This window comes from Sporichthya brevicatena (genome assembly GCF_039525035.1).
Classification (GTDB): domain Bacteria; phylum Actinomycetota; class Actinomycetes; order Sporichthyales; family Sporichthyaceae; genus Sporichthya; species Sporichthya brevicatena.
On the sequence record NZ_BAAAHE010000007.1, the window covers coordinates 133,600 to 157,790 of the forward strand.

At 67.6% G+C, this 24,191-nt stretch carries 29 protein-coding genes; 12 read left to right on the plus strand and 17 right to left on the minus strand.

Features of this window, described 5'->3' with window-relative positions:
* The first annotated feature begins 2 nt into the window (after window positions 1-2).
* On the plus strand, window positions 3-794 hold the full coding sequence (locus ABD401_RS03750; RefSeq protein WP_344601744.1) for an ABC transporter ATP-binding protein: 792 nt from the start codon (window positions 3-5) through the stop codon (window positions 792-794).
* Window positions 794-1,495: an ABC transporter ATP-binding protein gene (locus tag ABD401_RS03755; protein WP_344601746.1), complete on the plus strand. Its 702-nt coding sequence runs from the start codon at window positions 794-796 to the stop codon at window positions 1,493-1,495. Before ABD401_RS03750 ends, ABD401_RS03755 begins: the two co-directional genes overlap by 1 nt.
* A gap of 31 nt (window positions 1,496-1,526) precedes the next feature.
* Here the strand turns inward: ABD401_RS03755 and ABD401_RS03760 are convergent, their stop codons facing one another.
* The gene (locus ABD401_RS03760; RefSeq protein WP_344601749.1) at window positions 1,527-2,231 is read right to left on the minus strand and encodes an IclR family transcriptional regulator; all 705 of its coding nucleotides are present in this window, start codon (window positions 2,229-2,231) and stop codon (window positions 1,527-1,529) included.
* Here ABD401_RS03760 and ABD401_RS03765 point away from each other — a divergent pair.
* A complete protein-coding gene (locus ABD401_RS03765; RefSeq protein ID WP_344602311.1) occupies window positions 2,230-2,469 on the plus strand; it encodes a pentapeptide repeat-containing protein in 240 nt (79 codons plus the stop codon). The genes ABD401_RS03760 and ABD401_RS03765 overlap by 2 nt on opposite strands.
* Here ABD401_RS03765 and ABD401_RS03770 read toward each other — a convergent pair.
* From ABD401_RS03770 to ABD401_RS03825, 12 genes are all read right to left on the minus strand, one after another.
* Complete coding sequence (locus tag ABD401_RS03770) at window positions 2,393-3,040, minus strand: TetR/AcrR family transcriptional regulator (RefSeq protein WP_344601751.1); 648 nt, start codon at window positions 3,038-3,040, stop codon at window positions 2,393-2,395. The two genes, ABD401_RS03765 and ABD401_RS03770, sit on opposite strands and share 77 nt — an antisense overlap.
* 89 nt (window positions 3,041-3,129) lie before the next feature.
* On the minus strand, window positions 3,130-3,441 hold the full coding sequence (locus ABD401_RS03775) for a non-heme iron oxygenase ferredoxin subunit (protein ID WP_344601753.1): 312 nt from the start codon (window positions 3,439-3,441) through the stop codon (window positions 3,130-3,132).
* Between the two features lie 112 nt (window positions 3,442-3,553).
* On the minus strand, window positions 3,554-4,381 hold the full coding sequence (locus tag ABD401_RS03780; protein WP_344601755.1) for an AAA family ATPase: 828 nt from the start codon (window positions 4,379-4,381) through the stop codon (window positions 3,554-3,556).
* Window positions 4,378-5,085, minus strand: coding sequence for a hypothetical protein (locus tag ABD401_RS03785; RefSeq protein WP_344601757.1), 708 nt, complete (start codon window positions 5,083-5,085; stop codon window positions 4,378-4,380). Before ABD401_RS03785 ends, ABD401_RS03780 begins: the two co-directional genes overlap by 4 nt.
* On the minus strand, window positions 5,085-5,357 hold the full coding sequence (locus tag ABD401_RS03790) for a hypothetical protein (RefSeq protein WP_344601759.1): 273 nt from the start codon (window positions 5,355-5,357) through the stop codon (window positions 5,085-5,087). Before ABD401_RS03790 ends, ABD401_RS03785 begins: the two co-directional genes overlap by 1 nt.
* Window positions 5,354-5,596: a hypothetical protein gene (locus ABD401_RS03795; protein ID WP_344601761.1), complete on the minus strand. Its 243-nt coding sequence runs from the start codon at window positions 5,594-5,596 to the stop codon at window positions 5,354-5,356. Before ABD401_RS03795 ends, ABD401_RS03790 begins: the two co-directional genes overlap by 4 nt.
* 9 nt (window positions 5,597-5,605) lie before the next feature.
* Window positions 5,606-6,337: a hypothetical protein gene (locus ABD401_RS03800; RefSeq protein ID WP_344601763.1), complete on the minus strand. Its 732-nt coding sequence runs from the start codon at window positions 6,335-6,337 to the stop codon at window positions 5,606-5,608.
* Between the two features lie 84 nt (window positions 6,338-6,421).
* Window positions 6,422-7,195 carry an SDR family NAD(P)-dependent oxidoreductase gene (locus ABD401_RS03805; RefSeq protein WP_344601765.1) on the minus strand — a complete coding sequence of 258 codons (774 nt, stop codon included), beginning with the start codon at window positions 7,193-7,195 and terminating at the stop codon, window positions 6,422-6,424.
* Window positions 7,192-8,670: an aldehyde dehydrogenase family protein gene (locus ABD401_RS03810; RefSeq protein ID WP_344601768.1), complete on the minus strand. Its 1,479-nt coding sequence runs from the start codon at window positions 8,668-8,670 to the stop codon at window positions 7,192-7,194. Before ABD401_RS03810 ends, ABD401_RS03805 begins: the two co-directional genes overlap by 4 nt.
* A complete protein-coding gene (gene dmpG, locus ABD401_RS03815) occupies window positions 8,667-9,698 on the minus strand; it encodes a 4-hydroxy-2-oxovalerate aldolase (RefSeq protein WP_344602313.1) in 1,032 nt (343 codons plus the stop codon). The genes ABD401_RS03810 and dmpG overlap by 4 nt, the downstream gene beginning before the upstream one ends.
* Window positions 9,699-9,787: 89 nt before the next feature.
* On the minus strand, window positions 9,788-10,720 hold the full coding sequence (locus ABD401_RS03820) for an acetaldehyde dehydrogenase (acetylating) (protein ID WP_344601770.1): 933 nt from the start codon (window positions 10,718-10,720) through the stop codon (window positions 9,788-9,790).
* Complete coding sequence (locus ABD401_RS03825; RefSeq protein WP_344601772.1) at window positions 10,717-11,532, minus strand: 2-keto-4-pentenoate hydratase; 816 nt, start codon at window positions 11,530-11,532, stop codon at window positions 10,717-10,719. Before ABD401_RS03825 ends, ABD401_RS03820 begins: the two co-directional genes overlap by 4 nt.
* Window positions 11,533-11,684: 152 nt before the next feature.
* On the opposite strand from ABD401_RS03825, the gene ABD401_RS03830 reads away from it, so the two are divergent.
* A complete protein-coding gene (locus ABD401_RS03830) occupies window positions 11,685-12,485 on the plus strand; it encodes an IclR family transcriptional regulator (RefSeq protein WP_344601774.1) in 801 nt (266 codons plus the stop codon).
* Window positions 12,486-12,507: 22 nt separating this feature from the next.
* The gene (locus ABD401_RS03835; RefSeq protein WP_344601776.1) at window positions 12,508-13,674 is read left to right on the plus strand and encodes a cytochrome P450; all 1,167 of its coding nucleotides are present in this window, start codon (window positions 12,508-12,510) and stop codon (window positions 13,672-13,674) included.
* Between the two features lie 13 nt (window positions 13,675-13,687).
* Here the strand turns inward: ABD401_RS03835 and ABD401_RS03840 are convergent, their stop codons facing one another.
* Window positions 13,688-14,656 (minus strand): amidohydrolase family protein, encoded by a 969-nt coding sequence (locus ABD401_RS03840; protein WP_344601779.1) that lies wholly within the window; start codon window positions 14,654-14,656, stop codon window positions 13,688-13,690.
* Between the two features lie 100 nt (window positions 14,657-14,756).
* On the opposite strand from ABD401_RS03840, the gene ABD401_RS03845 reads away from it, so the two are divergent.
* The 6 genes from ABD401_RS03845 to ABD401_RS03870 are packed head-to-tail and all read left to right on the plus strand — an operon-like array spanning window position 14,757 to window position 19,818.
* Window positions 14,757-15,716: an alpha/beta fold hydrolase gene (locus tag ABD401_RS03845; protein WP_344601781.1), complete on the plus strand. Its 960-nt coding sequence runs from the start codon at window positions 14,757-14,759 to the stop codon at window positions 15,714-15,716.
* Between the two features lies 1 nt (window position 15,717).
* Window positions 15,718-17,040 carry an aromatic ring-hydroxylating oxygenase subunit alpha gene (locus ABD401_RS03850; protein ID WP_344601783.1) on the plus strand — a complete coding sequence of 441 codons (1,323 nt, stop codon included), beginning with the start codon at window positions 15,718-15,720 and terminating at the stop codon, window positions 17,038-17,040.
* On the plus strand, window positions 17,040-17,567 hold the full coding sequence (locus tag ABD401_RS03855; protein WP_344601785.1) for an aromatic-ring-hydroxylating dioxygenase subunit beta: 528 nt from the start codon (window positions 17,040-17,042) through the stop codon (window positions 17,565-17,567). Before ABD401_RS03850 ends, ABD401_RS03855 begins: the two co-directional genes overlap by 1 nt.
* Window positions 17,568-18,341: a CoA-transferase gene (locus ABD401_RS03860; protein WP_344601787.1), complete on the plus strand. Its 774-nt coding sequence runs from the start codon at window positions 17,568-17,570 to the stop codon at window positions 18,339-18,341.
* On the plus strand, window positions 18,338-19,093 hold the full coding sequence (locus ABD401_RS03865; RefSeq protein WP_344601790.1) for a co-chaperone HscB: 756 nt from the start codon (window positions 18,338-18,340) through the stop codon (window positions 19,091-19,093). Before ABD401_RS03860 ends, ABD401_RS03865 begins: the two co-directional genes overlap by 4 nt.
* Window positions 19,090-19,818, plus strand: a complete 729-nt coding sequence (locus tag ABD401_RS03870) for an enoyl-CoA hydratase-related protein (RefSeq protein WP_344601792.1) — start codon at window positions 19,090-19,092, stop codon at window positions 19,816-19,818. The genes ABD401_RS03865 and ABD401_RS03870 overlap by 4 nt, the downstream gene beginning before the upstream one ends.
* Here the strand turns inward: ABD401_RS03870 and ABD401_RS03875 are convergent, their stop codons facing one another.
* The 3 genes from ABD401_RS03875 to ABD401_RS03885 are packed head-to-tail and all read right to left on the minus strand — an operon-like array spanning window position 19,819 to window position 22,754.
* Entirely contained in the window at window positions 19,819-21,357 is a 1,539-nt protein-coding gene (locus tag ABD401_RS03875) for a class I adenylate-forming enzyme family protein (RefSeq protein ID WP_344601794.1), read from the minus strand. It lies immediately after the preceding gene.
* A gap of 54 nt (window positions 21,358-21,411) precedes the next feature.
* Window positions 21,412-21,969, minus strand: coding sequence for a DUF2889 domain-containing protein (locus ABD401_RS03880; protein ID WP_344601796.1), 558 nt, complete (start codon window positions 21,967-21,969; stop codon window positions 21,412-21,414).
* Window positions 21,966-22,754 carry a cyclase family protein gene (locus ABD401_RS03885; RefSeq protein ID WP_344601798.1) on the minus strand — a complete coding sequence of 263 codons (789 nt, stop codon included), beginning with the start codon at window positions 22,752-22,754 and terminating at the stop codon, window positions 21,966-21,968. The genes ABD401_RS03880 and ABD401_RS03885 overlap by 4 nt, the downstream gene beginning before the upstream one ends.
* A 283-nt stretch (window positions 22,755-23,037) precedes the next feature.
* On the opposite strand from ABD401_RS03885, the gene ABD401_RS03890 reads away from it, so the two are divergent.
* Window positions 23,038-24,180 (plus strand): cytochrome P450, encoded by a 1,143-nt coding sequence (locus ABD401_RS03890; protein WP_344601800.1) that lies wholly within the window; start codon window positions 23,038-23,040, stop codon window positions 24,178-24,180.
* Window positions 24,181-24,191 lie beyond the last annotated feature (11 nt).

Here is a 24,191-nt window from a genome sequence, read left to right on the forward strand (position 1 = left end):
CGATGGATTACCAGGGTGGCAACCCCGCCGGTGCCGGCGGACTGGTCGTGGACAAGCTCGTCGTCAAGTACGGCGGGCACACCGCGGTCAACCAGATCTCGTTGACCGCTCCCCCCAGGGGACTGATCGGACTGATCGGACCCAACGGCGCCGGCAAGACGACGACCTTCAACGCCTGCACGGGACTCTTGCGGCCGACGGGCGGACGCGTCTCGTTCTTCGGTGACGAGATAACCGATGAGGCGCCGCACCAGCGTGCGCAGCGCGGCATCGGACGGACGTTCCAGCGGATGGAGTTGTTCGACTCGCTCTCGGTGCGCGAGAACGTGGCCCTCGGCCGCGAGGGAGGGATGGCGGGGAGCCGTCCGCTCCGGCACCTCCGGTCCTCGCGCTCGGACGCCGCGAAAGTCCGGGAGGCAGCCGAGTCCGCGCTGGCACAGTGCGGCATCGAGGCTCTCGCCGATCGACGGCCCGCGGACCTGTCGACGGGGCAGCGTCGGCTCGTTGAGCTCGCGCGGTGCATCGCGGGAGGTTTCCGCATCATGTTGCTCGACGAGCCGTCGTCAGGCCTCGACAAGGCCGAGACTGTCGTTTTCGGTCAGATCTTGCGGTCCCTGATCGCAGACCGCGGAGTGGGCATCCTGCTCGTCGAGCACGACATGGCGCTGGTGATGAGCGTTTGTGACTACCTGTATGTCATGGACTTCGGCCAACCGATCTTCGACGGCACCCCGGCGGAGGTCCGGGAGAGCGAGATCGTGCGGGCCGCCTACCTGGGCAGCGAGGCCGCCTGATGCTGGAGCTGAAGGGAATCGTCGCCGGGTACGGCGGGACCACCGTCCTACGCGGGGTCGACTTGTTGGTGCCGGAAGGTTCAGTTGTCGCGATGCTGGGAGCGAACGGTGCCGGGAAAACGACGCTGCTGCGTGTCGCGTCAGGGTTGTTGCCTGCCACCGGTGGCCAGCTGGTCCTGGACGGCACCGACGTCACTCGCTCCAGCCCGCACCAGTTGGTGACGCGCGGGATCTGCCATGTGCCCGAGGGCCGTGGTGTGTTCCCGTCGTTGACGGTCCAGGAGAACCTGATTCTCCAGTCGCTTCGGGGCGAGGAGAAACGTGCGATCGAGCGCGCCGTCGAGGCTTTCCCGCGCCTCGGTGAACGGCTGTCCCAGGTCGCCGGGACGATGAGCGGTGGCGAACAGCAGATGCTGGCCCTCGCCCGGACCTATGTCCAACACCCGAAAGTGGTGCTGCTGGACGAGGTCTCGATGGGCTTGGCGCCCAAGATCGTCGACGAGATCTTCGACTTCCTGGCCAGGCTGCGCAATGAGGGCTGCAGCCTGTTGCTCGTCGAGCAGTACGTCACGCGTGCCCTCGAGGTCGCCGACTACGTGTATCTGCTGAACCGAGGCGAGGTGGCATTTGCCGGCGAGCCGAGCGAGCTCGCCGGCGAGGACGTTTTCACGCAGTACGTCGGGGCCGACATCGGTCATTGATGCGATCGATGGCACCGCCGGACGGCTGACGTCAGGCCGTCCCCTCGAGGTAGGGAGCGGCGCGACGCATCAGGCGAGCCGCCGCCTCCTGCACGAGGCCGGCGTGTCGCACCGGATCGAATCGATTGGCCGGCCCGTCGACGGACAGGGCGGCGACCGAGAAGTCACGGCAGGCAAGTCGAACCGGGGCGGCTACACCGACGAACTCCGGCTGGGTCGAGTGCCGACCGGCGAGCGCGCCCTTCGTGCGCACCGCGGAGATCCATGCCTGGCGATTGAGGGGCGGTTCGTCAGCGAGGTCGCCGTAGGCCAGCAGCACGCGACCGATGGGCGTGTGCTCGGCGGGGACCCATCGGCCGACACGCGTGCTGATCCGGCATCCTCCGCGTGCGTTGACCTTCTCCAGGTACAGGGTGTGCGTCCCGTCGAGCACTCCGAGGTGAACGGTCTCGTGCGTGCGTTCGAAGAGCCACTCCATCGCTGGGATCGCGTGGTCCATCAGAACTGCGTACTGTGAGAAGCGCGCGACGGAGGACAGCTGCAGGGAACGAACGCCGACCTTGTACTTGGCGCCGTCCCTGCCCACGAAGCCGCGCTGCTCCATTGCCTTCAGCAGGCGATGCGCCGTGCTCTTCGGCATGTCGGTCGCATTGGCGATGTCGGAGACACCGATCGATCGGCCGTCGGACAGGGCCATGGCCTCGAGGATCGCCAGGGCCTTGGCCACGGACGACATGGTGTCGTCGAGCTTGCTGGGGCGGACGGTCGGAGTCTCAGTCGTAGGGGTGGCGCTCAGCGGGGCGGTGCTCAGCGGGGCGGTGCTCAGCGGGGCGGTGCTCAGCGGGGCGGTGCTCAGCGGGGCGGTGCTCAGCGGGGCGGTGGGTGTGATGGTGGTGGTCACGTTGCTTTGCCTCCCAACGGGCCGGGGTCGAAGAAGCCGAAGGAGGCCACGACCTCGGTGTACCGCTCGATGAAGTCGGCGTCGCGGGGGTCGACGTCGTACAGCTGTTGGCAGAGCGAGGGAACGGCGAAGATGCTCGACGCCGCGCCCATGAACAAGAAGCAGGCCATCGCGTGCTCCTCGGGCGAGGCGACGCCGGCCGTGCCGGTGACCTCGCCGAAGAACTCGATGGACTTGCGCAATTCCTTGGCGACCTCCGCCATGCGGACGGGGTCGTTGCCGTGGACCATGAGCAGGCGCCAGAACTCCGGGTGCCTGCTCGCGAATCCGACGTACAGCTTGAGAAAGACCTTTGCCCGCTCGGCCGGCGAGACCACGCTGAGCACTGGGCGATAGCGCACCATCTCGTCGTGGAACTTGGCCATCAGCAGGTCGACGCACGCCCGCCACAGGTCTTCCTTCGACCCGAAGTGATACGCGATCAGACCGCGGTTGACGCCACAGGCCCGTTCGATCTCCCGAACGCTGACGCCGTCGTAGCCCTGCGAGGAGAAGGCTCGCACCGCGGAGACCAACAGCCGCTCCCGAGTGCCCAGGGGCTCGGCGTCCTCGAACAGCAGCTCAGCCATCCGCGCTTGGCTCATGACAAGAAGCTAGCCGTGGATTTTGTCACTTGACAAGTGTTGCTGGCAAATTTTCAGTCAGGTAGCAATTGAACGGCGCTCATTACTTGTCAGTCGCCGTACTTGATCCACACGTCGTCCCCGGAAACCTCTACCGGGTAGGTCTCGAGCCCCACGGTGGCCGGCAGGGCGGTCGCCTCGCCGGTGCGGACGTCGAAGCGGGCGAGGTGCAGGCAGCAGATGACCTCGTAGCCGTCCATCTCGCCGTCCTCGGCGAGAGACCACTCTTCGTGTGTGCAGGTGTCTGCCGTGGCGAAGAACTCGCCACCCACCCGGTACACCGCGAGCGGCGGATCGCACTCGACCCGGAGGCACGAGCCGTCGGGCAGGTCGGAGACGCGGCAGGCGCGGATCTTGGTCATCGTGCTGTCCCTTCGTCGCGGTGAACCACGACCAGCGTCGAGCACCGCGGGTCCGGACGACGTGCATCGTTCCGGCGTCCGGACCCGCCCGGCCGATGTCCCAGCCCGGCTCTCAATGCACGACGTCCCACGCGTCCATTCGCTCCAGCGCCAACTCGACATGTACCCAGCGCACCGCCTCGCACCGGGCTCGGACAGCGAGCAGCGCCGCCTCGTTGACGAGGTTTGCCAACTCGGCCGGCGAGCGACCTTCGGTCTTCGCTGCCACGGTTGCCCAGTCGAGATCGGCCGCGCCGGGGCGCGTGGCCGCGTGGAGCCGAAGAACTGCGAGCCGGCCGTCGAGGTCGGGAAGTGGCACCCGAATCTTCCGGTCGAACCGGCCCGGCCGGATCAATGCGGGATCCAGTAGCTCGGGGCGATTCGTCGCGGCCAGGGTTACCACTCCAGGGGCGCTGAAGAACCCGTCGAGATCGACCAGCAACTGGTTCAGCGTGTGGTCGAACTCCCGGTCGCCGTCTCCGTCGCTGCGTCGCCGCCCCGCGGCGTCCAGTTCGTCGAGGAAGACGATGCAGGGGGCGTCGGCCGCGGCGTTCTCAAAGACCTCGCGTACGCGGGACGCGCCCAATCCGACGAAGCGTTCTACGAAGCTGGTCGCTGAGACGAAGTAAAAGGGCACGTTGATCTCGGCGGCCAGCGCGCGGGCGAGCAGCGTCTTGCCGCATCCGGGTTCGCCATGGAGCAAAATGCCCCGTGGTGGACGGGCGTTCAGTCGCTCGAACCGGCCCGGGTCAGAGACGTAGTCCACGAGGTCGCGGAGCTCCGCGACGATGTGGTCCAACCCGGCCACATCGGAGAAGTGTGTTCGGCTGTCATGGTCGGTGAAGCCCAGCGGAGGTTCCGTGCGGGTCCGAACCTCGCCCGAGCGGCGGAAGACTCTCATGGTTTCCAAAGATCCCGTCGAACCGTGTGCAGGTAGGGCAACAGCACGAGCGGGCCGAGGAATGGCACGTTGACGAGGAGCCAGAACCCGATCACGCCGTAGTCGGAGCTACCGAAACGCAGCGGGAAGTCCTGCATCATGTTGGTCAGGTAAACCATCCAGAAGGCGAAGTACATCCAGTACGCAATGAGCGTCCACTGAAGACCCCACTGCTTCATTCGCAGGAATCCCCAGGCAGCGACCATCTTGATCGGCATACCCATGAGGACCATGCCGAGTTGAACGGCCTTCTCGCCGTTGTCGGCGACGCCGCCGATGCGATCGACGTTGTAGTCGTACATGTAGCCGCCGTCGACGAGACGGCCATAGTCGATCCACAATGACGACCCGATGGTCGAGTCATGCGCCCACAAGAAGTCCATGCCCCAGGCGAAGAAGTTCACCGAGGTGTCGACGAGGATGAAGCCGCCGATGCACGTGATCGCCCATGGCCGGATGTGTGCCCCGCGGGCTTCCGCTCGTTTCATCTGCAGCATTCCGTAGAGCAGCATGAACACGCCGATGGGTCCTAGCACCCATGTTCCGCAGACGACGCAGCCGCTGATGAACCAGCGGTCGCCCCGATCGGCCTGAGCTTGGGCTTGGGCCAACTCCTCGGCCTCGGTGAGAGATTGGGCTTGGGCGGAACTCAGAGTCTCGGTCATCACTGCAGTCCGTACTTCAGGAAGAGAACGGGGACGAGGACGGCGCCTTCGACGATGAGCCAGACAAAGAAGATGATGTCGACGCGCAACGACGAGCGGTGCAGCCGGGCGTAGCGCTCCGCCCGTTTGCGTTCTGCTTCGGCCTGGGTGGGGGTGAAGGTGCTGGGCCACGGCGTCAAGTTGGGCAGGACGAGCGCCCACAGCACGAGCAGCAGCCCGAGTACGCCAAGAGTTGCGGTAATGCGAGCGGTCTCCGCCAGCGCCTCGCTCATCGGTTAGTCAGCTCCATCAGCTCCTCCTTCGTCATGCCGGGGGTGCCGCCGAATCGCTCGACGACCTCGTCCGGCAGGTGCCCGCGGTTGGTGATGCCGCTGCCGTAGCCGTGGTGGTTGATCTGCCAGCCCTGGATGATCAGGCACACGCCGATCCACCCGAGCAGGAAGGCGGTGAGCAGGAAGACGGCCAACTTCTCGCGCGACGGCGCATCCATGTCTACGTAGCGTCGAATCATGGGGCGAGCCTAGACACTAAGGAGTGGCCGCTCCTTAAAAGTTTCCGGTGATCGGAACTTGGTGGCCGGCCACAAGGCCCAACTCATCACTGCCATCCAGACACAGAAGGATGCGGTCGGCAGGTAGAACCCAAACAGTCCGTTCCAGGCGAACGGCCCGGTCTTGAAGAAGGCGATCAGGGCGAACGGGACGAGGAAGATTGCCTCCCAAAGGTTGTAGTAGCCGACCCAGCGGGGGAGCAGACCATTGCGGTCGGTGAAGACCGCGACCGCGATGAGAGTGCAGAAGATGGCGAAAGGTGGCCAGCTGAAGAGAATGCTGAACCAGGCCCAGTCGTTGAGCGCACGTACGGTCTCGGGTGCGTAGTCACCGGGTCGGAATGCCGCGACGGCCCAGGTCAGTGGGGCAATCGTGAAGAACACCGTGCCGGCGCCGACGCACGCGAGGGCCGCGTAGGTCAGCACCGGGACCGGTCCTTCCATGCGGCGCATCATCGCGATGATCACCGCGGACCACGTCGCGAAGAAGGTGAAGAACACCATCATGACGACGCAACCGAGGCGCATTCCTGTGGTGTTCGACGCGAAGAAGTCCGCGATCTCTTCGGGCGATTTGGTCGGTGCTGGTGGAGGAATCAGATGGGCGAGCGGGATCAACGCCACGATCAGCGCGAAGATCAGTGCAGGTCCGGTGCACAGGAGCAGTCGAGCGGTGAAGGTCCGGGATTGTGGGCTCGTCATCTGCCGAGGCTAAGGCCGATAAGGAGCGACCACTCCTTTATTTCCCGACCGCTGGAACGTTCTCCGGACCAAGCTCAGCCCTTTTCACATGCTGCGCAGCAGCCGGGCCATCGTGGTGGGTGGAACGATCCGGCTCAGGAACTTGGCGACCTGTCCCGAGGACCCGACGGTGACGGTGGGCTTCCCGGCGCGCATGGCGGCGAAAGCCTTGCGGGCAACGCTGGCGGCGTCGAGCTTCTCCCGCTCGTACACCTTGGTGAGCAGGGCCGGACCGGAGACGCCGGCGGTGTCGGCGAACTTCGACCGGAATCCTCCGGGAGTCACCACGGTCATCGTCACCCCGGTGCCGCGCAGTTCCGCACCCAGACTCCACGCGAAGGTGTTGGTGAACGCCTTCGTGGCGCAGTAGGCCCCCAGGCGCGGGGTCGGTGCCATGCCCGCAGTGGATCCCATGACGAGAATTCGCCCACGGCCCCGCTCGCGCATCCGGCGCGCGAAGAGCACGGAGAGCTTCAGACAGGTGACGACGTTCAGCCCGATCATCGTCTCGACGCGATCCAGGTCGACCTCGGTGGGCATCCCGTAGACGGCAAAGCCGGCGTTGTTGATCAACGTGTCGACCACGATGCTCTGCTCGTCGCACCACTCGACGAGCCGCTCCGCGGCGTCGGGCTCGGAGAGATCGGCCTGGTGAATGACGAGCCGGTCGCCGGCCGCCATCTCCTCCGCCAAATCGTCGAGCTCCGTCTTGAGCAGGCTGACGGCAACGACGGTCGCGCCCTCCGCGAGCAACAGCTTGACGTACTCACGGCCGGTGCCGGCTCCGGCGCCGGTCACGAGCGCGGTCGAACGGGTCATGGGGTGATCTCCTTGGAAGCGAGTCGGCGGAACCGTCGGCCGCAGACCCTGATGGTCAGTCGCAGTGCCTTCTCCAGCCGCGGGTGGAAGGGCGGGGAAAGCATGGAGACCGGGCTGAAGGCTTCGGGAGAGACCGCGACCGAGCGCAGGTGGCTGAACGTGTCGAAGCCGAACTGTCCGTGGTAGTAGCCGGTACCGCTCTGGCCGACCCCGCCGAAGGGAAGGCCCGCGACTGAGGCGTGGAGTGCGAAGTCGTTGCGGGTCACTCCGCCGCTGCGGGTCCGGGCCACGAACCGGCGGAACTCGGCCGAGTCCGGGCCGAACCAGTACGCGGCAAGCGGATGTGGCTGATCGTTGACCTGGCGGATGACCTCGTCGACCGAGTCGTAGGGGAGAACCGGGAGAACCGGACCGAATATCTCCTCCTGCATCAGCCGCATGTCCGGCTTGGTGTTGGTGACCAGCGTGAACGGGATTCGGCGGCTGGACGCAGGCGGACGCTGCTCGTCGGGTGGGAGAACTTCCCGCACTACGGCGCCCTGGGCCCGCGCTTCTTCGATCAGTGCGGTGATCCGGCGGTAGTGCTGATCGTTGACGATCGTGCAGTAGTCCGGGTTCTCGGCCAACGTCGGTAACGCGTGGCGACAAGCTGATTCTGCGGCCGCGAGAAACTCCCGCTCCTTCGCTCGGGGGACGAAGACATGGTCCGGGCTCAGGCAGAGCTGGCCGCTGTTGGCCAGTCGCGCCGCGACGACTCGGCGGGCTGCGGCCGCGACATCGGCGTCCGGAGCCACGACCGAGGGATTTTTCCCACCGAGCTCGAGGGTGACGGGCGTCAGGTGCTCGGCGGCTGCGCGTTGTACCTGTCTTGCCACTGCCGGCGAGCCGGTGAAGAACAGATGGTCGAACGGGAGCGCGGCGAACGCCGTCGCGATCTCCAGGCCTCCGGTGACCACCGTGAGCTCGTCGTGGTCGAAGTGCTCGGCGATCGCCTGACGCAACGCCTCGCCCGTGCGCGGCGTCAGGTCGGACATCTTGATCGCTACCCGATTGCCCGCGGCGAGGGCCGCGATCGTCGGCTGGATCGCCAGGGCGACCGGAAAGTTCCAGGGGGAGATCACTCCGACGACGCCGAGCGGAGTCGGTTCCACCCAGGCGTCGACACCGGCGGCACGGAAGTATCGCGGCTGGGGGCGGCGAGGGGCCATCCAGGCGCGCAGGTTCTTCTTCGTCGTGCGGATTTCTTCGAGCTGCAGCAGCACCTCGGCTGCGAGGGCGCCGGCGAGAGGCCGGTTGCCGTAGTCGGCGCTGATCGCGCGGACCAGCGCGTCGGCGTGCTTCGAGAGGGCGGCCCCGAGACGGTCGAGACGATGAACGCGGACCTCGTAGGAAGGTGGTCCGGACTCGCAGTGCGCGCGGACTTGGGACTCGAAGGCCTCGCCGAGCCCGTCGAGCGTCCAGGAGGAGGCGGTCATCCGACGGGAGCAGCGGCACGCGCCGCGGCGAGCCCGGCGGCAACCTCGACGATGAGATCCTCCTGGCCGCCGACCGCCTTGCGGCGTCCGATCTCCAGCAGGATGTCCGCAATCGGAACCCCGAACTGGGCGGCCGCCCGTTCGGCGTGGATCAGGAACGAGCCGTAGACCCCGGCGTACCCGAGCAGAACGCTGGGCCGGTCCCCCTGGACCGGACGCGCCATCACCGGTCGGACGACGTCCTCCGCCAGGTCGATCGCTGCGCGGACGTCGACGCCGGTGCCGATCCCGGCGCGCTCGAACGACGCCGCGATCATCTCCAGTGGCGCGTTGCCTGCTCCGGCACCGAGACCGACGCCGCAGGCATCCACCCAGCGGGCGCCGGCGTGCACGGCAGCGAGACTGTTCGCCACCGCCAGACCGAGGTTGTGGTGCGCGTGAACGCCGACCAGCACGGAATCGTCGGTCGCGTCGCGGATTGCCAGGACCCGGGCGGCGAAGTCACCCGGCAGCATCGCGCCCGCGCTGTCGACGACGTACACGACTTCGGCACCGGAGTCGGCCATGATCCGCGCCTGCGCTCCCACCACTGCGGGCGTCGCCATATGACTCATCATCAGGAAGCCGACCGTCAGCATGCCTCGGTCGCGGGCGTGGCGGATGTGGACGTCGGCGATGTCCGCCTCAGTGCAGTGCGTGGCGATGCGGGCGACGGAGGCGCCGAGCTCCTGCGCCCGGTCCAGGTCGTGGCGTACCCCGATTCCGGGCAGGAGCAGCACGGCGAGGGCGGTGTCGGTGGTGACCTCGGCGGCCGCACGGATCAAGTCGTACTCATCCGTGCCCGAGAGGCCGTACACCAGCGACGAGCCGGAGAGCCCGTCGCCGTGGGACACCTCGATGACCGGAACCCGCGCGGCCTCCAGCGACGCGGCGACAGCACGCACCTGCTCCACGGTGAACTGGTGGTTCACCGCGTGGCTCCCGTCGCGCAGGGTGCTGTCGACGAGAGTGACCTCGATGCCTGCCATCCCGCCCGCGCCGAAGTCGGCCGCGGCCTGAACCTGTTGCGTGTGCACGGGCGACGGGGCGGTCTCCCGGCCGAGTCGGTACACCGCGCTCATGCGGCAGCCCCCTGAAGTCGGTGTGCGCGGATCTCCTGCGCGAGACGAACCGCGGCGCAGGTGATGATGTCGAGATTCCCCGCGTAGGTGGGCAGAGTGTCGCCGGCACCCTCGACCTCGATGCTCACCGCGAGGCGGTTCAGCGAAACGTCCGACGACCAGCCCGGGAAGCGGAGAACGTCGGAGGAGAACGAGGGGGCCGCGGTCAGTCGGTAGCCAGGCACGTACTCCGCCACTCGGCTCTGCATCTCCTCGATCGAGGCGACGATCTTGTCGTGATCCGCGTCGGCCGGAACCGCGCAGAAGACCGTGTTCCGCATGAGCACGGGCGGGTCGGCCGGGTTCAGAACGATGACGGCCTTGCTCCGTTCCGCGCCGCCGATCTCGGCGACGCCCCCGGCGGTCGTGACTGTGAACTCGTCGATGCTTGCCCGCGTTCCCGGCCCGGCCGACTTCGAGGCGATCGTCGCCACGATCTCCGCGTACGGCACCGGCGTCACGGCTCCGACTGCGGCGACGACGGGGATCGTCGCCTGGCCGCCGCAGGAGATCAGATTGATGTCCGGGGCGTCGAGCGCGACGTTCAGGTTCACCGGCGGTACGCAACCGGGCCCGAGCTTGGCCGGGGTCAGGTCGATGCACTGCAGCCCGAGCTCGGCGTAGAGCGTCGCGTTCGCGCGGTGCGCGCCCGCGCTCGTCGCCTCCATCACCAGATCCACCTCGTCGTGGTGGCGGCGCAGCCAGTCGACACCGTCCGCGGTGGCGACGACGTCCCGCGCCGCGGCCCAGGTCAGCCCTTCGCTGTCGGGATCGATGCCGATCAGGGCGGCGGGTTCCAGGCCGGGCGTGCGCAGCAGCTTGGCGATGAGGTCGGTACCGATGTTGCCGGACCCGACCACGGCGCAGCGCAGCTCCGACGACGGGGTCACGCCTCGACCCCGGGAAAGCGGACGCTGACGGTGCCGAGGGAGGAGGTGACCGCGAAGACCTGACCCGGGCCGACCGGTACGGAGGCGTGCAGCGCACCCGAGAGGATGACCGACCCCGCGCGAAGGACCTCGCCACGCGCGGCCAGTTCACGCGCCAGCCAGAGCACGCACTCCGCAGGGTGACCGAGTGCGGCACTGCCGCGGCCGCGGCCGACCTCCGTCGGTCCGACGCCCTCGTCACAGGTCAGCACGAGCTCGACATCGCGCAGGTCGGTGGAGAGGTCCACCGGCGGGCCCAGCACGAAGGCCCCCGAACTTGCGTTGTCCGAAACCGTGTCGATGAGGCCGATCTTCCAGCCTGCGACTCGGCTGTCGATGATCTCCAGCGCCGGCATCACCTTGCTGGTGGCGGCGAGCACGTCGTCGACAGACAGATTCGGCTTGTCGAGGTCGGCTCCCAGCAGGAACGCGATCTCGGCCTCGATGCGGGGTTGCAGGAGCAGTTGGCCGGCGGTCCCGCCGTTCGGCACCTGCATCGATCCCAGCAGAACCCCGAAATCGGGGGAGTCGACTCCCAACTGCTGCTGCATCGCCAGGCTGGTCAGGCCAATCTTGTGCCCGACGCGTACGTCACCTCGAGCCAGTGCACGGCGGATGTTCGCCTGCTGAATCTCGTATGCGGCGTCGAGGTCGAGCTCGGGGTGACGGCTGATGGGCGGCGCGGTGGGAATTCCGAGCCGGGCAGCCTGGTCAAGATCGTCGGCGACAGAACGCACGATGATCTCGAGTTCGGTAACGGAGGCGCTTGTCATGGCCTCAGGTTGTCGCCGTGGCACCTTCCGTGCCGCCCGCAGTACCGCCTGGCGGAACGACCTTCCCCGTGGGCTCGTTGCCTGCGTGAAGCTGACACCACCTGCCCGAAACATCAGCCCGAACGACCCTGCCTACGAAGAGGTGAGCCAGGGTGACCACTGCACTTCAGCCGCGGTCGTCGACGCGCCGCGTCGACGACGACTTCGGCAGCAGCGCCGGCAAGGCCATCGCAGTCCTGGAGGCGTTCCGGGGGGCCGGCGCCGTGCTGGGCGTCACCGAGATCGCCAACCGAACGGGCCTCTCCAAGAGCACAGCGCACCGCCTGCTCGCCGTTCTCGTCGAGCGGCGCTTCGTCCAGCGCCACGACAACCGCTACATGCTGGGGCGTGCGCTCTTCGAACTCGGCAGCCTGGTGCCGGACTGCCGGCCGCGGAGCCTGCGCGAGGCGGCGGTGCCGGTCATGGCGGATCTCTACGCCACCACCCGCGCCACTGTGCACCTCGCCGTGCTGGAGGAGGCCACGGAGGTCCTGTACGTCGAGAAGTTGCACGGACCGGGCAGCGTCTCGACTCCGAGCCGGGTGGGCGGCCGGATGCCCGCCATGTGCACCGGGGTGGGCAAGGCGATGGTTGCGTTCTCCTCGCCCGATGTGATCACCGCGAACCTCGCCCAACCGGTTCGTCAACTCACCCCCCGCACACTCGTCCGCCCCGACCTGCTTCGCGAGAACCTCAGGAAGATCCGCGAGACGGGCGTCGCGTACGACCTCGAGGAGTGCCAACTCGGACTGCGTTGCGTTGCTGTGCCGGTGCTCCGCGCCGGAACCGAGGAGCCGATTGCCGCGTTGTCCTTGACGACGCGTACGAACGAAGTTGTCCGCCGACAGGTCGCCAATGAGCTGCGCTGGGCGGCCAACCAGATCGCCACCGCCTGCCGGAGCCACGGGCTCTAGGCCTTCACGAAATTGGTGAACCATGACCGACAGGACCAGTGACTGGAGCCCGCTCGTCACCGACCCCGACGGGACGTACGCGCAAACCTTCCAGGACATGCGCGGCCGCTGCCCAGTGGCGTGGAGCAACGACTTCGGCGGATTCTGGGCGCTCACGAAGCACGAGGACGTCGTCAAGGCCTGCAAGAACCCGGCCGTCTTCTCGTCTGCGCCGCAGTTCACCGTGCCGCACCTTGATCTCGGCTTCCCCTGGCTACCGCTTCAGTCCGACGCGCCGGCGCACACCGCCTATCGCTCGGTGCTGACGCCCTTCCTGGCCAAGCCGCGTATCCAGGGGATGGTGCCGCAGTTCCGCGAGCTGGCCCGCAACCTCATCGCGCCGTTGCGAGGGAAGTCCGAGTTCGACGCGTCGATGGAGTTCGCCCAGCCCTTCGCCGGCGAAGCGCTGTGCCTGGCGCTCAACGTGCCCGAGGACATGTGGGCGGAGTTCCGCAGTTGGACCTCGAACATCGTCACGGCCTTCTCCACCGGCAACCTCCCGCTGATCCTCGAAGTCTCGAACGCCGTGTCGGAGTACGTGACGCGCGAGATCAAGGATAAGAGCGAGAACCCGGGAGACGACCTCATGAGCGCGATGCTGCAGGCACGCGTGGACGGTCGACCGCTGACCCAGCCGGAGATCCACGGGTACTACATGCTCCTGACGTCGGCGGGTCACGACACGTCGTCGAACTCGCTCGGACAGGCTCTGCTGCACCTGGCCACGCACCCGGAGCATGCGGCCCGCCTGCGCGCCGAACCAGAGCTCATCCCCAGGGCGGTCGAGGAGATCGTGCGGTTCTACGGGCCGCTGATCGGGCTGGGGCGGCAGGCCGTGCAGGACGTCGAGATCCGCGGCCGTCAGATCAAGGCCGGCGAACAGGTTGCGCTGGTGTGGGCCGCCGCTGCGCGCGACGAGGAGCAGTTCGAGGACGCCAACAGCTTCATCCTCGACCGCCCGGTGACGCGCTCGGTGAGCTTCGGGTTCGGCACGCACTACTGCGTCGGGGCGGACCTCGGTCGAGTGCAGCTCGCGGTTGCCATCGAGGAGTTCCTGACCGAGTTCGGCAACTTCGAGCTCAGCGGCGAGGTCGGGCGCACGATCTGGCCGACTCAGGGCATTCGGAACGTGCCCGTGCGGACCAGCTGACCGGACCCGGACGTCAGAGGCCGAGCAGGTGGGCGGCATTGCCGCCCGACACCTGCTCGGCCACGTCGTCGGGCAAGCCCTTCAGAAGCTCTCCGGTCTGCTCGGCTGCCGCCGGCAGCGGATAGTCGGTCCCCCACACCACCCGATCGCGGCCCACGCGGGCGATCAGGTAGTCGAGGTTGTCGCGCGCGTACACGACGCTGTCGACCCAGATGTTGCGGACGAGTTCCGACAGCGGGACGTCGGAGGTCATCGCCCAGGCGTGCTCGGTCCGGGGCGTCGACCAGACGAACGTGCCACCGCCGTGTGCAAGGCAGACCCGCAGGTTCGGCAACTCGGCGGTGACCCCACCGAGCACGAGGGCCGCCGCCGCGATCGCGGTGTCCGTGGTCATGCCGAGGCCGAAAGCCAGCGGCAGCCCGCGGATACGGTCCGTCCACGGCACCGACGCGCCCAGGATCAACGGGTGGACGAAGACGACCATCTCCAGTTCGGCCGCCCGGCGGAAGAAGTCACGCAGCGCGGGAGCATCGAGTTCGGCATCGCCGCCCCGCGTCCCGATCTGGACCCCCCGCAAGCCGGCGGCGTGTGCCGCCTCCAACATCGCGACCGCACGGGCCCCGTCCTGCAGCGGCACCATGCCGAGTCCGCTCAGCCGTGACGGTGCCTCCGCGACCATCGCCGCGATGCCTTCGTTGACTCGTGCGCAGAACTCCGTGGCGAGCGTAGGGTCCGCCCAGTCCACGACGAGTGGTGGGAGCGGGGAGAGCACGTGATGGTCGGTGCCTACGGCGTCCATGTGCTCCAGGCGGCGGGACACTGACCACGCCTCCTCCGGCACGGTGCGCACCTCGACCCCGTTCTGCCAGAGGCGCCCCGTGCTCCCGTCGACGCGGAACACCGGCCAGCGGGGGTCCCCGTGCTCGGTGGCCAGATCGGGGAGGCCGGCGGGAGCGACATGGGTGTGGAAGTCGATGCGCACCCCGTCAGGGTGCTGGGAGGGGAAACGCTGCCGAGGGCGGAATTTCACCCCGTGGAACGCGGGCATCCGCACCGAGCGGAAGCGGAGTTGACTTCCGCCCATGGCGCTGACGAGTGAAGGTTTGCTGGAGATCGAAGGTGCGCAGAGCCGCTACGTGCGGCTGGCCAACGGGTCGCGTGCGCACTACCTGAGCTGGGGCCGGGACGGCATCCCCGTCCTCGCCCTCCACGGCGGGATCATCGGGTCCTCGGGGGCTGCCGGATTCCGCAACACCGGGACGTACCTGGCCGAGCGTGGATTCCAGGTCTTCGCGCCGGACATGCCCGGCTGGGGCCTGTCCGACCTGCGCGAGGACTACTGGCCGCGCAACGGCTTCTACGACCACACCGAGTTTCTGCACCAGTTCGTGAACGCGATGTGTATGGACTCGTTCCACATCACCGGCAACTCGATGGGCTGCATCAATTCCATCAACTATCTGATCGCGCACCCGGACCGGGTTCGCAGCTTCGCCGTCATTGCGGGCGGGTTCGGGGACGCCGCCCCGATCCAGCGTTTGAACTTCAACCCCGCGGACGCCTGGGACGGCACCCGTGAGGGCATGTTCAAGCTGATGCAGCTCATCATCAACAACGACGAGCACATTACCGACGAGGTTCTCGACATGCGCATCGCCCACGCGACCCGCAACATGGAACCTTTCCGTGCGTTCTGGGATGCGCAGGAGGCCGTCAATGTGGCCAAGGACCTGAATCTGCGTCAGGTGAACGTCACGCGCGGTCGGCTGACAGAGATGACGACGCCGGGAATCTGCATCTATCCGGTCGACGACCGGATCATTCCGGTCGAGACGGGCCGCGAGCAGGAGGACGCCCTGCCCAACGTCCAGTTCTTCTACGTCACCGGCGCCGGCCACCAGGCTCAGACGGACCGCCCGGATGTCGTGAATCCGCTGCTGGCGGAGTTCTTCCGTGACGGCAAGATCTCGGCCGCCACCGCGGCCCTCGCCGGGGTGTCCGACCGGCGCCCGCCACTTCCGCACATCGTCGAAGGATCCTGACGTGAAGCTGCAGCCCAGATTCGTCCAGGAGGATCGTGTCGCCGGCACGTTCCGTGTGCACCGCGACGTCTTTCTGTCCCAGGAAGTGCTCGAGGCCGAGAAGGCCGAGTTCTTCGACAAGGTGTGGCTCTACCTCGGCCACGAGTCGGAACTCGACAAGCCGGGCGACTTCATCGCGCGGCAGGTCGGCGGCCGGCCGATCATCTTCACCAAGGACCGCAAGGGCCAGATCAGAGCCCTGCTGAACACGTGTCGGCATCGGGGTGCGCAGGTCTGTCGCGAGGACTTCGGCAACGCGAAGATCTTCACCTGCTTCTACCACGGGTGGGCGTACGGCACCGACGGCTCGTTGGTCAGTGTCCCGGACGCGGACAGCTACTCCAGCCTCGACCGCGAATCGCACGGTCTCGTGCAGCCCAAGCTCGACAGCTACAGCGGGTTCTACTTCCTCTCTTACAACCCGGACGTCGAGCCGCTGACCGACTACCTGGCCGACGCGAAGGAACTGCTGGACCTGGTCGCGAACCAGTCCGAGTCCGGCATGGCCGTGGTCAAGGGCGCGCACCACTACTCCATGAAGGCCAACTGGAAACTGCTCATGGAGAACAGCTGCGACGGCTATCACGGCATGAGCGTGCACCAGACCTACGTCGAGATGATGATGAGCCTGGGCATGACGCCCAGCCTCGTGAAGCAGAGTGGCGACGGCGCGGTCGTCGCCGATTACGGCATCAACCTCGGCAACGGTCACGCCACAACGTGGTTCCCGGAGTTGGGCCGTCCGTTGATCAGCGAGCGTGGACTGGAGCTGGTGGCGGCTCACCGCGAGCGCATGGTGGAGCGCCTCGGTGAGGAGTACACCCGCCGCGCACTCAACACGAGCCGGAACACGATCGTCTTCCCGAACCTGGTGATCGTCGACCTGAACTTCGGCATCCAGATCCGGACGATGTTCCCGCTGTCCCCGACCGAGACGGCCATCACCGGGTGGCAGATCTCGCCGGCCGAGGTCGGGGACGAGCTCAAGGGCTACCGCATCGACAACGCGCTGACCTTCTGGGGGCCCGGAGGACTGGCGACGCCCGACGACGTCGAGGCGTTGGAGCAGTGTCAGATCGGCTTCGCCACCTCGAAGGAAGTGCCGTGGTCGGACATCTCGAAGGGGTTCGGGAAGCCGCGGCCGACGACCTTCGACGAGCTGCAGATGCGCACGTTCTGGCGTCGGTGGAACTTCCTTGTCACTGGCGAGCAGTTGCCTGAGGAGGGCGAGTCGTACGCGCAGCTGCTCGGACCGATCTCGGAGAAGGCGAAGGTGAGCTCCTGATGGGCGCGACACTCGGGTCGGTGGACCCCGCGCTGGACAACGGGCGCGCAGCCGCGGTCGCGCGCGCCGACGTCGAGGACTTTCTCTACCGGGAGGCTGCACTCCTCGATTCCTGGGAGCTCATGGAGTGGCTGGAGCTGCTCACCGACGACGCGGTGTACGAGATTCCCGCACCGGATCGACCGAACGAGGACCCGGGCCAGACGTTCTCGCTCATCCACGACCACCGCGAGATGATCGAACAACGGGCAATCCGGCTCACGAAGCTGCAGGCCTACGCCGAGCAGCCGCGGTCGCGCACCCGCCGCTTCATCTCGAACGTCCGGATCGACAGCACGGCCGGTGACGAGTTGATGGTCGCGGCGAACTTCATGGTGAGCCGGATCCGGCGCGAGCACGTGACCTACGTCGGGCGGTACGAGTACGTGCTCGTGGTCACGGACGCGGGTCTGCGGATCAAGTACCGCAAGGCGATCGTCGACCACTTCGCGTTGAACCCGCACGGCAAGATCTCGATCCTTCTCTAGGTGATCGTCTCTCTGCCCGAGGCCGTCGCCTCCGTGCCCGATCGCGCCTGCGTGTACCTCGGTAACTTCGGAGCCCAGCTCTTCGCGGTCGGGCACGAGATGATCCGGGTCCGTCGTCGCGGACTGCGGATCGTTGCGGCGTCCGGAGGAATCCTGCTGGACGAGCTGATCGCCGAGAACGTCACCACCGACGTCGTCACCTCGCACTGCTGGAACCCGGTCGGACCGGCGCGCACCGAACACTTCCAGCGAGGGGCACAGGAAGGGTGGTTGACGATCACGGAGCTGTCGTTCGGTGCGCTGTGCTCGGCGTTGACGGCGGCCGCCGCGGACGTGCCGTTCACGACGACCAGCGACCTGAGTCGTACCGACTACCTCGCGCGGAGCGGCGGGATGCTCGCCGAGATCCGCTGTGAGTTCGGCAGTGCGACGGTGGTGAAGGCGCTGGCCCCGGACGTCGCGTTCCTCCACGTGGACTCTGCGACCGAGGACGGCCGCGGCTGGGTCGTTTCGCCGCTGGCGGACGTTCTGGTCGCCGCGCAAGCCGCGCGACGGACCGTCCTTGTGGCGGAAGAGATCGGTGAGGGGGAGGGACCGGCCACCATCCCGGGTGTCCTGGTCAGCAGCGTGGTGCATGCACCAGGAGCAGTCCGGCCGGACGGGGCCGCGGGCCGGTACGCGCGGGATCCCACTGCCTATGCCGTCTACTCCACCGTGGCCGGGACGGCGGAAGGGCGCGCGGCCTGGCGCCAGACCCTGAGGAGCACACCATGACTACGTCCGCTGCGGCCCGGTTGGTGTCTCCGGCGACGGACACAGCTGCGTTCCTGGCCCGGGCTGCGCGGTGGGTCCCGGACGGCGCCTCGGTGTTCGCCGGGTTCAACTGGCCGATCCTCACCGTGCGTACCGCTCGCCGCCAGGGCCGTCGTGTGGTCGAGTTCTACGAGGCCGGCGCCGCGATCACTCTCACGCCACAGCAGATGCCGAGCAGCAGCACCGATTACGACAGCTACGCCGATCGCATGAGCTGGCGGGGCTCGACCTTCGATCTGCTGGGCATGGTGCCGCGGTTGCACGCGGTCCTGCTCGACGCGGCCACCGTCGACCTGCGCGGTTGCGTCAACTCCTTCGGTGAGGGCACCACGTTCCGATCGGCGGGTGGGGGCGGTTCGGCGGACGTGGCCGTCCGGGCCCGCCGGCTGGTGCTCCTGCACGGTGGCACTCGTCCGGAGCGGATCGTGAGCCGCGTGAGCGCGGTGACCGCTGCCCCGCACCCCGACGCGGAGGTTCTGCTCGTCACGCGGTGGGGGACTGCGCGGCTGGGTGAAGAGCCGACCCTGCTGGAGCTCGCCGCGGGGGCCGGGGAGTTCGCGCAGCACCTGCACCGACTCGGGGTCGACACGTCCGGCGCGGTCCGGTCACCCATGCCCAGCGCGGACGAGCTCGGCGCCGCCGATAGCGTGCTGGCCGAAGCGGGACCACGCGGTTACCGGGTCGGCAGGGACGTCGGAAGGAAGCAAGTATGAACGTGACCCTCGAGGTCGACGGCACCGTCGCGATCGTCACGCTTGACGACGCGAAGACGCGGAACGCCTTCACCGGTGAATCCGCGCAGGCGTTCCTGGACGCGATTGCGGAGGTGCAGAACAGCCCGGGAGTCGCGGCCCTCGTGCTGCGCGGCGCGAACGGCGCCTTCTGCTCGGGCGCAGCCCGGCCGTTGCTCGCGGCGGCGCGGGAGAACCCCACCGATCCCGAGGTGTTGGCCGCGCTGAACAAGGTCTACCAGTGCTTCGTGGCCGCCGGGACGGTCGACGTCCCGGTCATCGCATGTATGCGTGGTCCCGCCGTCGGCGCGGGTGTCAACCTCGCGCTCGCCGCCGACGTCCGCGTCGTCTCCCACGAGACGAAGTTGCTCTCCGGGTTCCTGCGGATCGGCCTGCATCCCGGCGGTGGCCACTTCATGCTGCTCGACAAGATCGCCGGGCCGCAGACCTCCGTCGCGATGACGTTGCTCGGCGAAGAGGTCGTGGGGCAGAAGCTGGTCGACCTCGGCCTGGCATGGGAGGCCTTGCCCGACGACGAGGTCGACGCCCGCGGCCTGGAGCTCGCGAAGCGGTGCACCGACCCCGAGCTCGTCCGCGCCGCGATGCAGACCTTCCGCGCACAGAACGAGTCCCGTCAGCTCCCTTGGCACTCCGCCCTCCGCGCCGAGCAGGCCGCCCAGATGTGGTCGATGGGCCGCAAGGCCTGATCAGGACCCGGCGACGCGGCGCTCGTGGCCGGCCCAGTAGGGCTCGCGGAGCACCTTGCGCTGGATCTTGCCGACGATGCTGCGCGGCAGGGGTTCGGTCTGGAACACCACCTGGTGGGGCTTCTTGTACGAGCCCAGCTTGTCGCGGCAGGCGGCGATGACGGTCTCCTCGTCCAGGGCCGACCGGCCGTCCGTCACCACGACGGCGAGCGGTGCCTCGCCCCACTTCTCGTGCGGGACGCCGAAGACGACCACCTCGCGGACTCCGTCCATCATGACGATGACCTGCTCGAGCTCGGCCGGCCAGATGTTGAAGCCGCCGGAGACGATCATGTCGTCCACCCGGTCGATGACGTAGAGGAATCCGTTGGCGTCCAATCGGCCGATGTCGCCGGTGAGCACCCACCCATCCTTGAGGCGGCGGGCCGAGAGCTCCTCGTCGTCCCAGATCCCGGTCATCTGGCCCTCGCACCGGATCGCGATCTCGCCCTCCTTGCCGATCGGCACCGGCAGGTTGTCCTCCGACCGGATCTCAAGCTCGGCGAAGGGCGTAATGCGGCCGGCCGCTCGGAGGGGGTCGGAACCGGGAAGCTCGGAGAACCACTCACGCGGGCCCATGAAGGTGACGGGCACGGCTTCGGTCTGCCCGTACATCTGGTACATCCGGTCGCCGAAGACGACATGGCCGTCGAGTGCGGTCCGCGCGCTGATCGGCGCCGCGGAGATCATGACGACCTTGAGGTCGGGGAGATCCTGCGGGGCGACGCCGCAGCGGCTCACGATGTCCGCCACCATCGTCGGCACGGCGAAGAAGTACGCGATCTTCTCCTGACGCAGCACGTCGAGGAAGCCTTCGCCCTCGAACTTCGGAGCAAGCACGTTCCGGCCGCCACCGAGCCAGATCGGCAGGAACAGGTAGCCGGACCCGTGCGAGATCGGGCCCACGTGCAGGCAGCTGTCGCCGAGTTCGACCGGCGGGAGCATGTAGAACCAGTCGCGGGTCGTGGACGTCCACGCCCGATGCGTGTACGCGATGCCCTTGGCACGGCCGGTGGTGCCGGCTGAGTGCCGGATGACGAAGACGTCGTCGAGTGCGATCGGCGGGTCGGGGTCCTCGTTCGACTGCGAGGCGAGCCAGGGCTCATAGCTCTCGTCGCGGACGATGACCTGCAGTCCGTCGATCTCCTCCGCGAGACCGTGGAGTTCGTGGGCGTACTCAGGGGACACCACGACCGCTCGGCACTGAGTGTGCGTCAGCATGTGGCGGTGCGCCTCTCCGGAGTTCCGCCGGTACAGCGGCACACGCACCAGGTTCGCGATGGCAGTGCCGAGGTAGAAGTCGGCCGCCTCCAAGCAGTTGTCCTCCAGCACGGCGACTCGGTCGCCCGGCTGAAGTCCCATCGCCAGCAGGCCGTTGGCGAGTCGCAGGCCGCGGTCCCACGCTTGGGCGTAGGTCAGAGTGTCCTCACCACTGGTGACAGCGGGAAGATCGGCGTGGAACTGGGCGGAGCGGCGCATGGCCGAGCGGACGTCGAGCATTGGGCACTCCCGGTCTGGAGGGGAACTGGCCGGAACGCTAGACCGCGGCGTGAGCTAGCTCTCGTCCTTGTTTCCCATGCTGGAACGCCGATCCAGGACGGGGATCATCACCGGCGAGTCCCGACGCAGGGAGAAGCAGACGTCGAGCAGATTCGGCTCGACCTCGAGGCTCCGGTCGAGCCACCTGCCGTCGGTCCGGGATTCCCGAGTGCACTCCGTCGTGCTGTTCATCTCCAGGAAGATGACCTGCGTCGTGATCTCCGCGAGGCCGAGCAGCAACGTTGTCATGTGCGTGCAGCCCTTTGCTCCGCCGAGGTGTGCGAGCACGGTCTTGCGCCAGCCGCTGCGCAATGACGCGCCGACAAGTGCAGCGGCTGCCGGCGCGACCGTGGGGCACGTCCGGTACGGAAGCTCGTGCGGGGTGACCGTAAGCGAGACGACGGTCAGTTCCGGACCGCGCAGCCGCCCGGTGATCTCGATGTCGTGGATGACGGTGTCCGACGGTCCGCCGTAGTCGCCGCCGAAGGCGCGGTCCGTGAGACGGGCCTCGAACGAGTACTCGCCCTTGCCGGTCGGTTGCACATCGACCGTCTTGGTGCGTCGCGCCCTCACAGGATCGCCACCGGGCACACCGGTCCGCCCACGCCGCCGGCCACCGGTAAGGGGTTGGCGACGAACAGGAACGTCGAGCGGCCGCTCGCAGCGAGCTCGGCCAGTGCCATCAACTCGCAGAAGAACACCCCATGTCCCCGCAGCAATGCCAGGTGCAGCGGCACCTGGCACTCGGGATCCGACGACGGATAGGCCTCCACCCCGATGTTGTCCGCGCCGAGCACGGAGAGGTCTTGTTCGGACAGCCATTCCGCACAGTCGGCGTCCAGCCCGGGCCATACGCCATCGGTGTTCTGTCCTTGCTGCCAGGCCTCAAGCCAGCCAGTTCGGACGAGGAGGGCGTCCCCGGACTCGAGCGTCACGCCCGTGCGGTCGAGCAGCGCCCGCAGTTCGTCGACCCCGACCGAGGTGGAGCCCGGCAGCCACGAGGCCGCCGCCGGGACCAGGTCGACCAGGACACCTCGGGTCACGACCGGTCCGGCGGTCTCGATGCCGAGGCGCCTTGCCCCGCGGCTGCTCACCGCAGACGCCGGGTGGCCGTTGTACATCAGACCGTCCCGCCACACATGACTGAGCGCGTCGAAGTGGGTGACTCCGTGAGTCGGGATCTGGATGACGTCGTCGGCGAAGGCGAACCCACCCCGTTCCGGGTGACCCGCTGCGTAGTCGCCGCCGTCCCGGAGCATGAAGTGGGCCGGGTCGGGACGTCCGACGGCGCCGGTACCGCGACCGGGGACGACCGGCGCGGTCAGGGACAGGCTGCGGCCCTCGGTCACGCACGCCATCCCTCGTGTCAGCGCAGCGGGACCGAGGGTGTTCAGTGCCCCTCGTTCGTCGTCGTCGCCCCACCGGCCCCAGCCGGCGGGGCGGTGAGCTGCGTTGTTCTGCGATGCAGAAACCGACGTTGCCTGTGGCATGTACGTCCCGTTCCATCGGGAGCACCACGAGGAACAGGGGTGCTCGGTGACGATTGACGACGGTCGGCAGATCGCTCCGCCCGGATTGGACGACCTCCTCAGCGAGGAGGCCGTGAACGATCCTGTCCGTTACTACGGGCGTTTGCGAGACGTGAGTCCCGTCGTGTGGAACGCCCGTTGGAGCGGCTGGGTCGTGACCGGCTACGACGAGGTCATCGGGGGCTACAAGAACCACGAGCAGCTGTCGTCGGACCGCTTCACCGGTCCGTTCGCCGAGTCGTTGCGCACGCAGGCCTCGACCTACGAGCAGTTGCTGACATTCCTGTCGGCGTTCTTCGTGTGGAAGGACCAGCCGTACCACACGCACATCCGCACACTCGTGAACAAGGCCTTCACGCCTCGCGCGGTCGAGGCACTGCGACCGCGGGTGCGCGAGTTGGTCCGTCAGTTGGCGGATCCGCTTGAGGGCCGTGACGACGTCGACTTCTTCGCCGAGTTCGCTTTCCAGTTGCCGGTGATCGTCATCGCCGAGTTCCTGGGCGTCCCGCCCGAGGCGCGTGAGGACGTCAAGGTGTGGTCCGAGGATCTCGGGGCGGTCATTTTCGTCAACGGCGACGACGACGAGCGGCACCGCAGGGGTGAGGAGGCGATGCGCAACCTCGTCGACCTGCTGCGGCCCATCGTTCGGGCGCGACGAACCGACCCACGGGACGACTTGCTCTCCGGCATGGTCCAGGCCGAGGAACGCGGAGACTTCCTCTCCGAGGACGAGGTCATCGCCAACGCGGTGCTCATGGTGTTCGCGGGCCACGAGACGACCATGAACCTCATAGCCAACGGCATCGTTGCCTTCGATCGGTTCCCCGAGCAGTGGCAGCGTCTGCACGACAACCCGGACCTGGCCCGCACCACCGTCGAAGAGGTGCTCCGGTACGACGGCCCGATCAAGGCCATGGCCCGCTTCGCGAAGCAACCGCTGGTCATCGGGGACCAGAAGATCGGTACGAACGACCGCGTGCTCCTGGCGATGTACGCCGCGAACCACGATCCCAAGCAGTTCGGCAACCCGGAGGAGTTCGACATCGCTCGGATGCCGAACCGGCACGCGGGCTTCGGGTATGGCATCCACATGTGCCTCGGTGCGCCGTTGGCCCGGCTGGAGGCCTCCGAGGCCTTCACCTATCTGACGGAGCGCTACTCCCGGATCGAGGTGCGGACTCCTGAACTGCGCTACAACCCGAACATGGTCTCCCGCAGCCTGAAGCGACTGCACGTCGCGCCGCACGCGCGATGAGTCTCCGAGCG

What these genes read in the sequence shown, in the direction of transcription:
- ABD401_RS03750 (WP_344601744.1), top strand. Translation starts at nt 3, where the DNA reads ATGGATTACCAGGGTGGCAACCCCGCCGGTGCCGGCGGACTGGTCGTG.
- ABD401_RS03755 (WP_344601746.1), top strand. Translation starts at nt 794, where the DNA reads ATGCTGGAGCTGAAGGGAATCGTCGCCGGGTACGGCGGGACCACCGTC.
- ABD401_RS03765 (WP_344602311.1), top strand. Translation starts at nt 2,230, where the DNA reads ATGGTGTCGTCGAGCTTGCTGGGGCGGACGGTCGGAGTCTCAGTCGTA.
- ABD401_RS03760 (WP_344601749.1), bottom strand. Translation starts at nt 2,231, where the DNA reads ATGTCGTCCGTGGCCAAGGCCCTGGCGATCCTCGAGGCCATGGCCCTG.
- ABD401_RS03770 (WP_344601751.1), bottom strand. Translation starts at nt 3,040, where the DNA reads ATGAGCCAAGCGCGGATGGCTGAGCTGCTGTTCGAGGACGCCGAGCCC.
- ABD401_RS03775 (WP_344601753.1), bottom strand. Translation starts at nt 3,441, where the DNA reads ATGACCAAGATCCGCGCCTGCCGCGTCTCCGACCTGCCCGACGGCTCG.
- ABD401_RS03780 (WP_344601755.1), bottom strand. Translation starts at nt 4,381, where the DNA reads ATGAGAGTCTTCCGCCGCTCGGGCGAGGTTCGGACCCGCACGGAACCT.
- ABD401_RS03785 (WP_344601757.1), bottom strand. Translation starts at nt 5,085, where the DNA reads ATGACCGAGACTCTGAGTTCCGCCCAAGCCCAATCTCTCACCGAGGCC.
- ABD401_RS03790 (WP_344601759.1), bottom strand. Translation starts at nt 5,357, where the DNA reads ATGAGCGAGGCGCTGGCGGAGACCGCTCGCATTACCGCAACTCTTGGC.
- ABD401_RS03795 (WP_344601761.1), bottom strand. Translation starts at nt 5,596, where the DNA reads ATGATTCGACGCTACGTAGACATGGATGCGCCGTCGCGCGAGAAGTTG.
- ABD401_RS03800 (WP_344601763.1), bottom strand. Translation starts at nt 6,337, where the DNA reads ATGACGAGCCCACAATCCCGGACCTTCACCGCTCGACTGCTCCTGTGC.
- ABD401_RS03805 (WP_344601765.1), bottom strand. Translation starts at nt 7,195, where the DNA reads ATGACCCGTTCGACCGCGCTCGTGACCGGCGCCGGAGCCGGCACCGGC.
- ABD401_RS03810 (WP_344601768.1), bottom strand. Translation starts at nt 8,670, where the DNA reads ATGACCGCCTCCTCCTGGACGCTCGACGGGCTCGGCGAGGCCTTCGAG.
- dmpG (WP_344602313.1), bottom strand. Translation starts at nt 9,698, where the DNA reads ATGGCAGGCATCGAGGTCACTCTCGTCGACAGCACCCTGCGCGACGGG.
- ABD401_RS03825 (WP_344601772.1), bottom strand. Translation starts at nt 11,532, where the DNA reads ATGACAAGCGCCTCCGTTACCGAACTCGAGATCATCGTGCGTTCTGTC.
- ABD401_RS03835 (WP_344601776.1), top strand. Translation starts at nt 12,508, where the DNA reads ATGACCGACAGGACCAGTGACTGGAGCCCGCTCGTCACCGACCCCGAC.
- ABD401_RS03845 (WP_344601781.1), top strand. Translation starts at nt 14,757, where the DNA reads ATGGCGCTGACGAGTGAAGGTTTGCTGGAGATCGAAGGTGCGCAGAGC.
- ABD401_RS03855 (WP_344601785.1), top strand. Translation starts at nt 17,040, where the DNA reads ATGGGCGCGACACTCGGGTCGGTGGACCCCGCGCTGGACAACGGGCGC.
- ABD401_RS03865 (WP_344601790.1), top strand. Translation starts at nt 18,338, where the DNA reads ATGACTACGTCCGCTGCGGCCCGGTTGGTGTCTCCGGCGACGGACACA.
- ABD401_RS03870 (WP_344601792.1), top strand. Translation starts at nt 19,090, where the DNA reads ATGAACGTGACCCTCGAGGTCGACGGCACCGTCGCGATCGTCACGCTT.
- ABD401_RS03875 (WP_344601794.1), bottom strand. Translation starts at nt 21,357, where the DNA reads ATGCTCGACGTCCGCTCGGCCATGCGCCGCTCCGCCCAGTTCCACGCC.
- ABD401_RS03885 (WP_344601798.1), bottom strand. Translation starts at nt 22,754, where the DNA reads ATGGCGTGCGTGACCGAGGGCCGCAGCCTGTCCCTGACCGCGCCGGTC.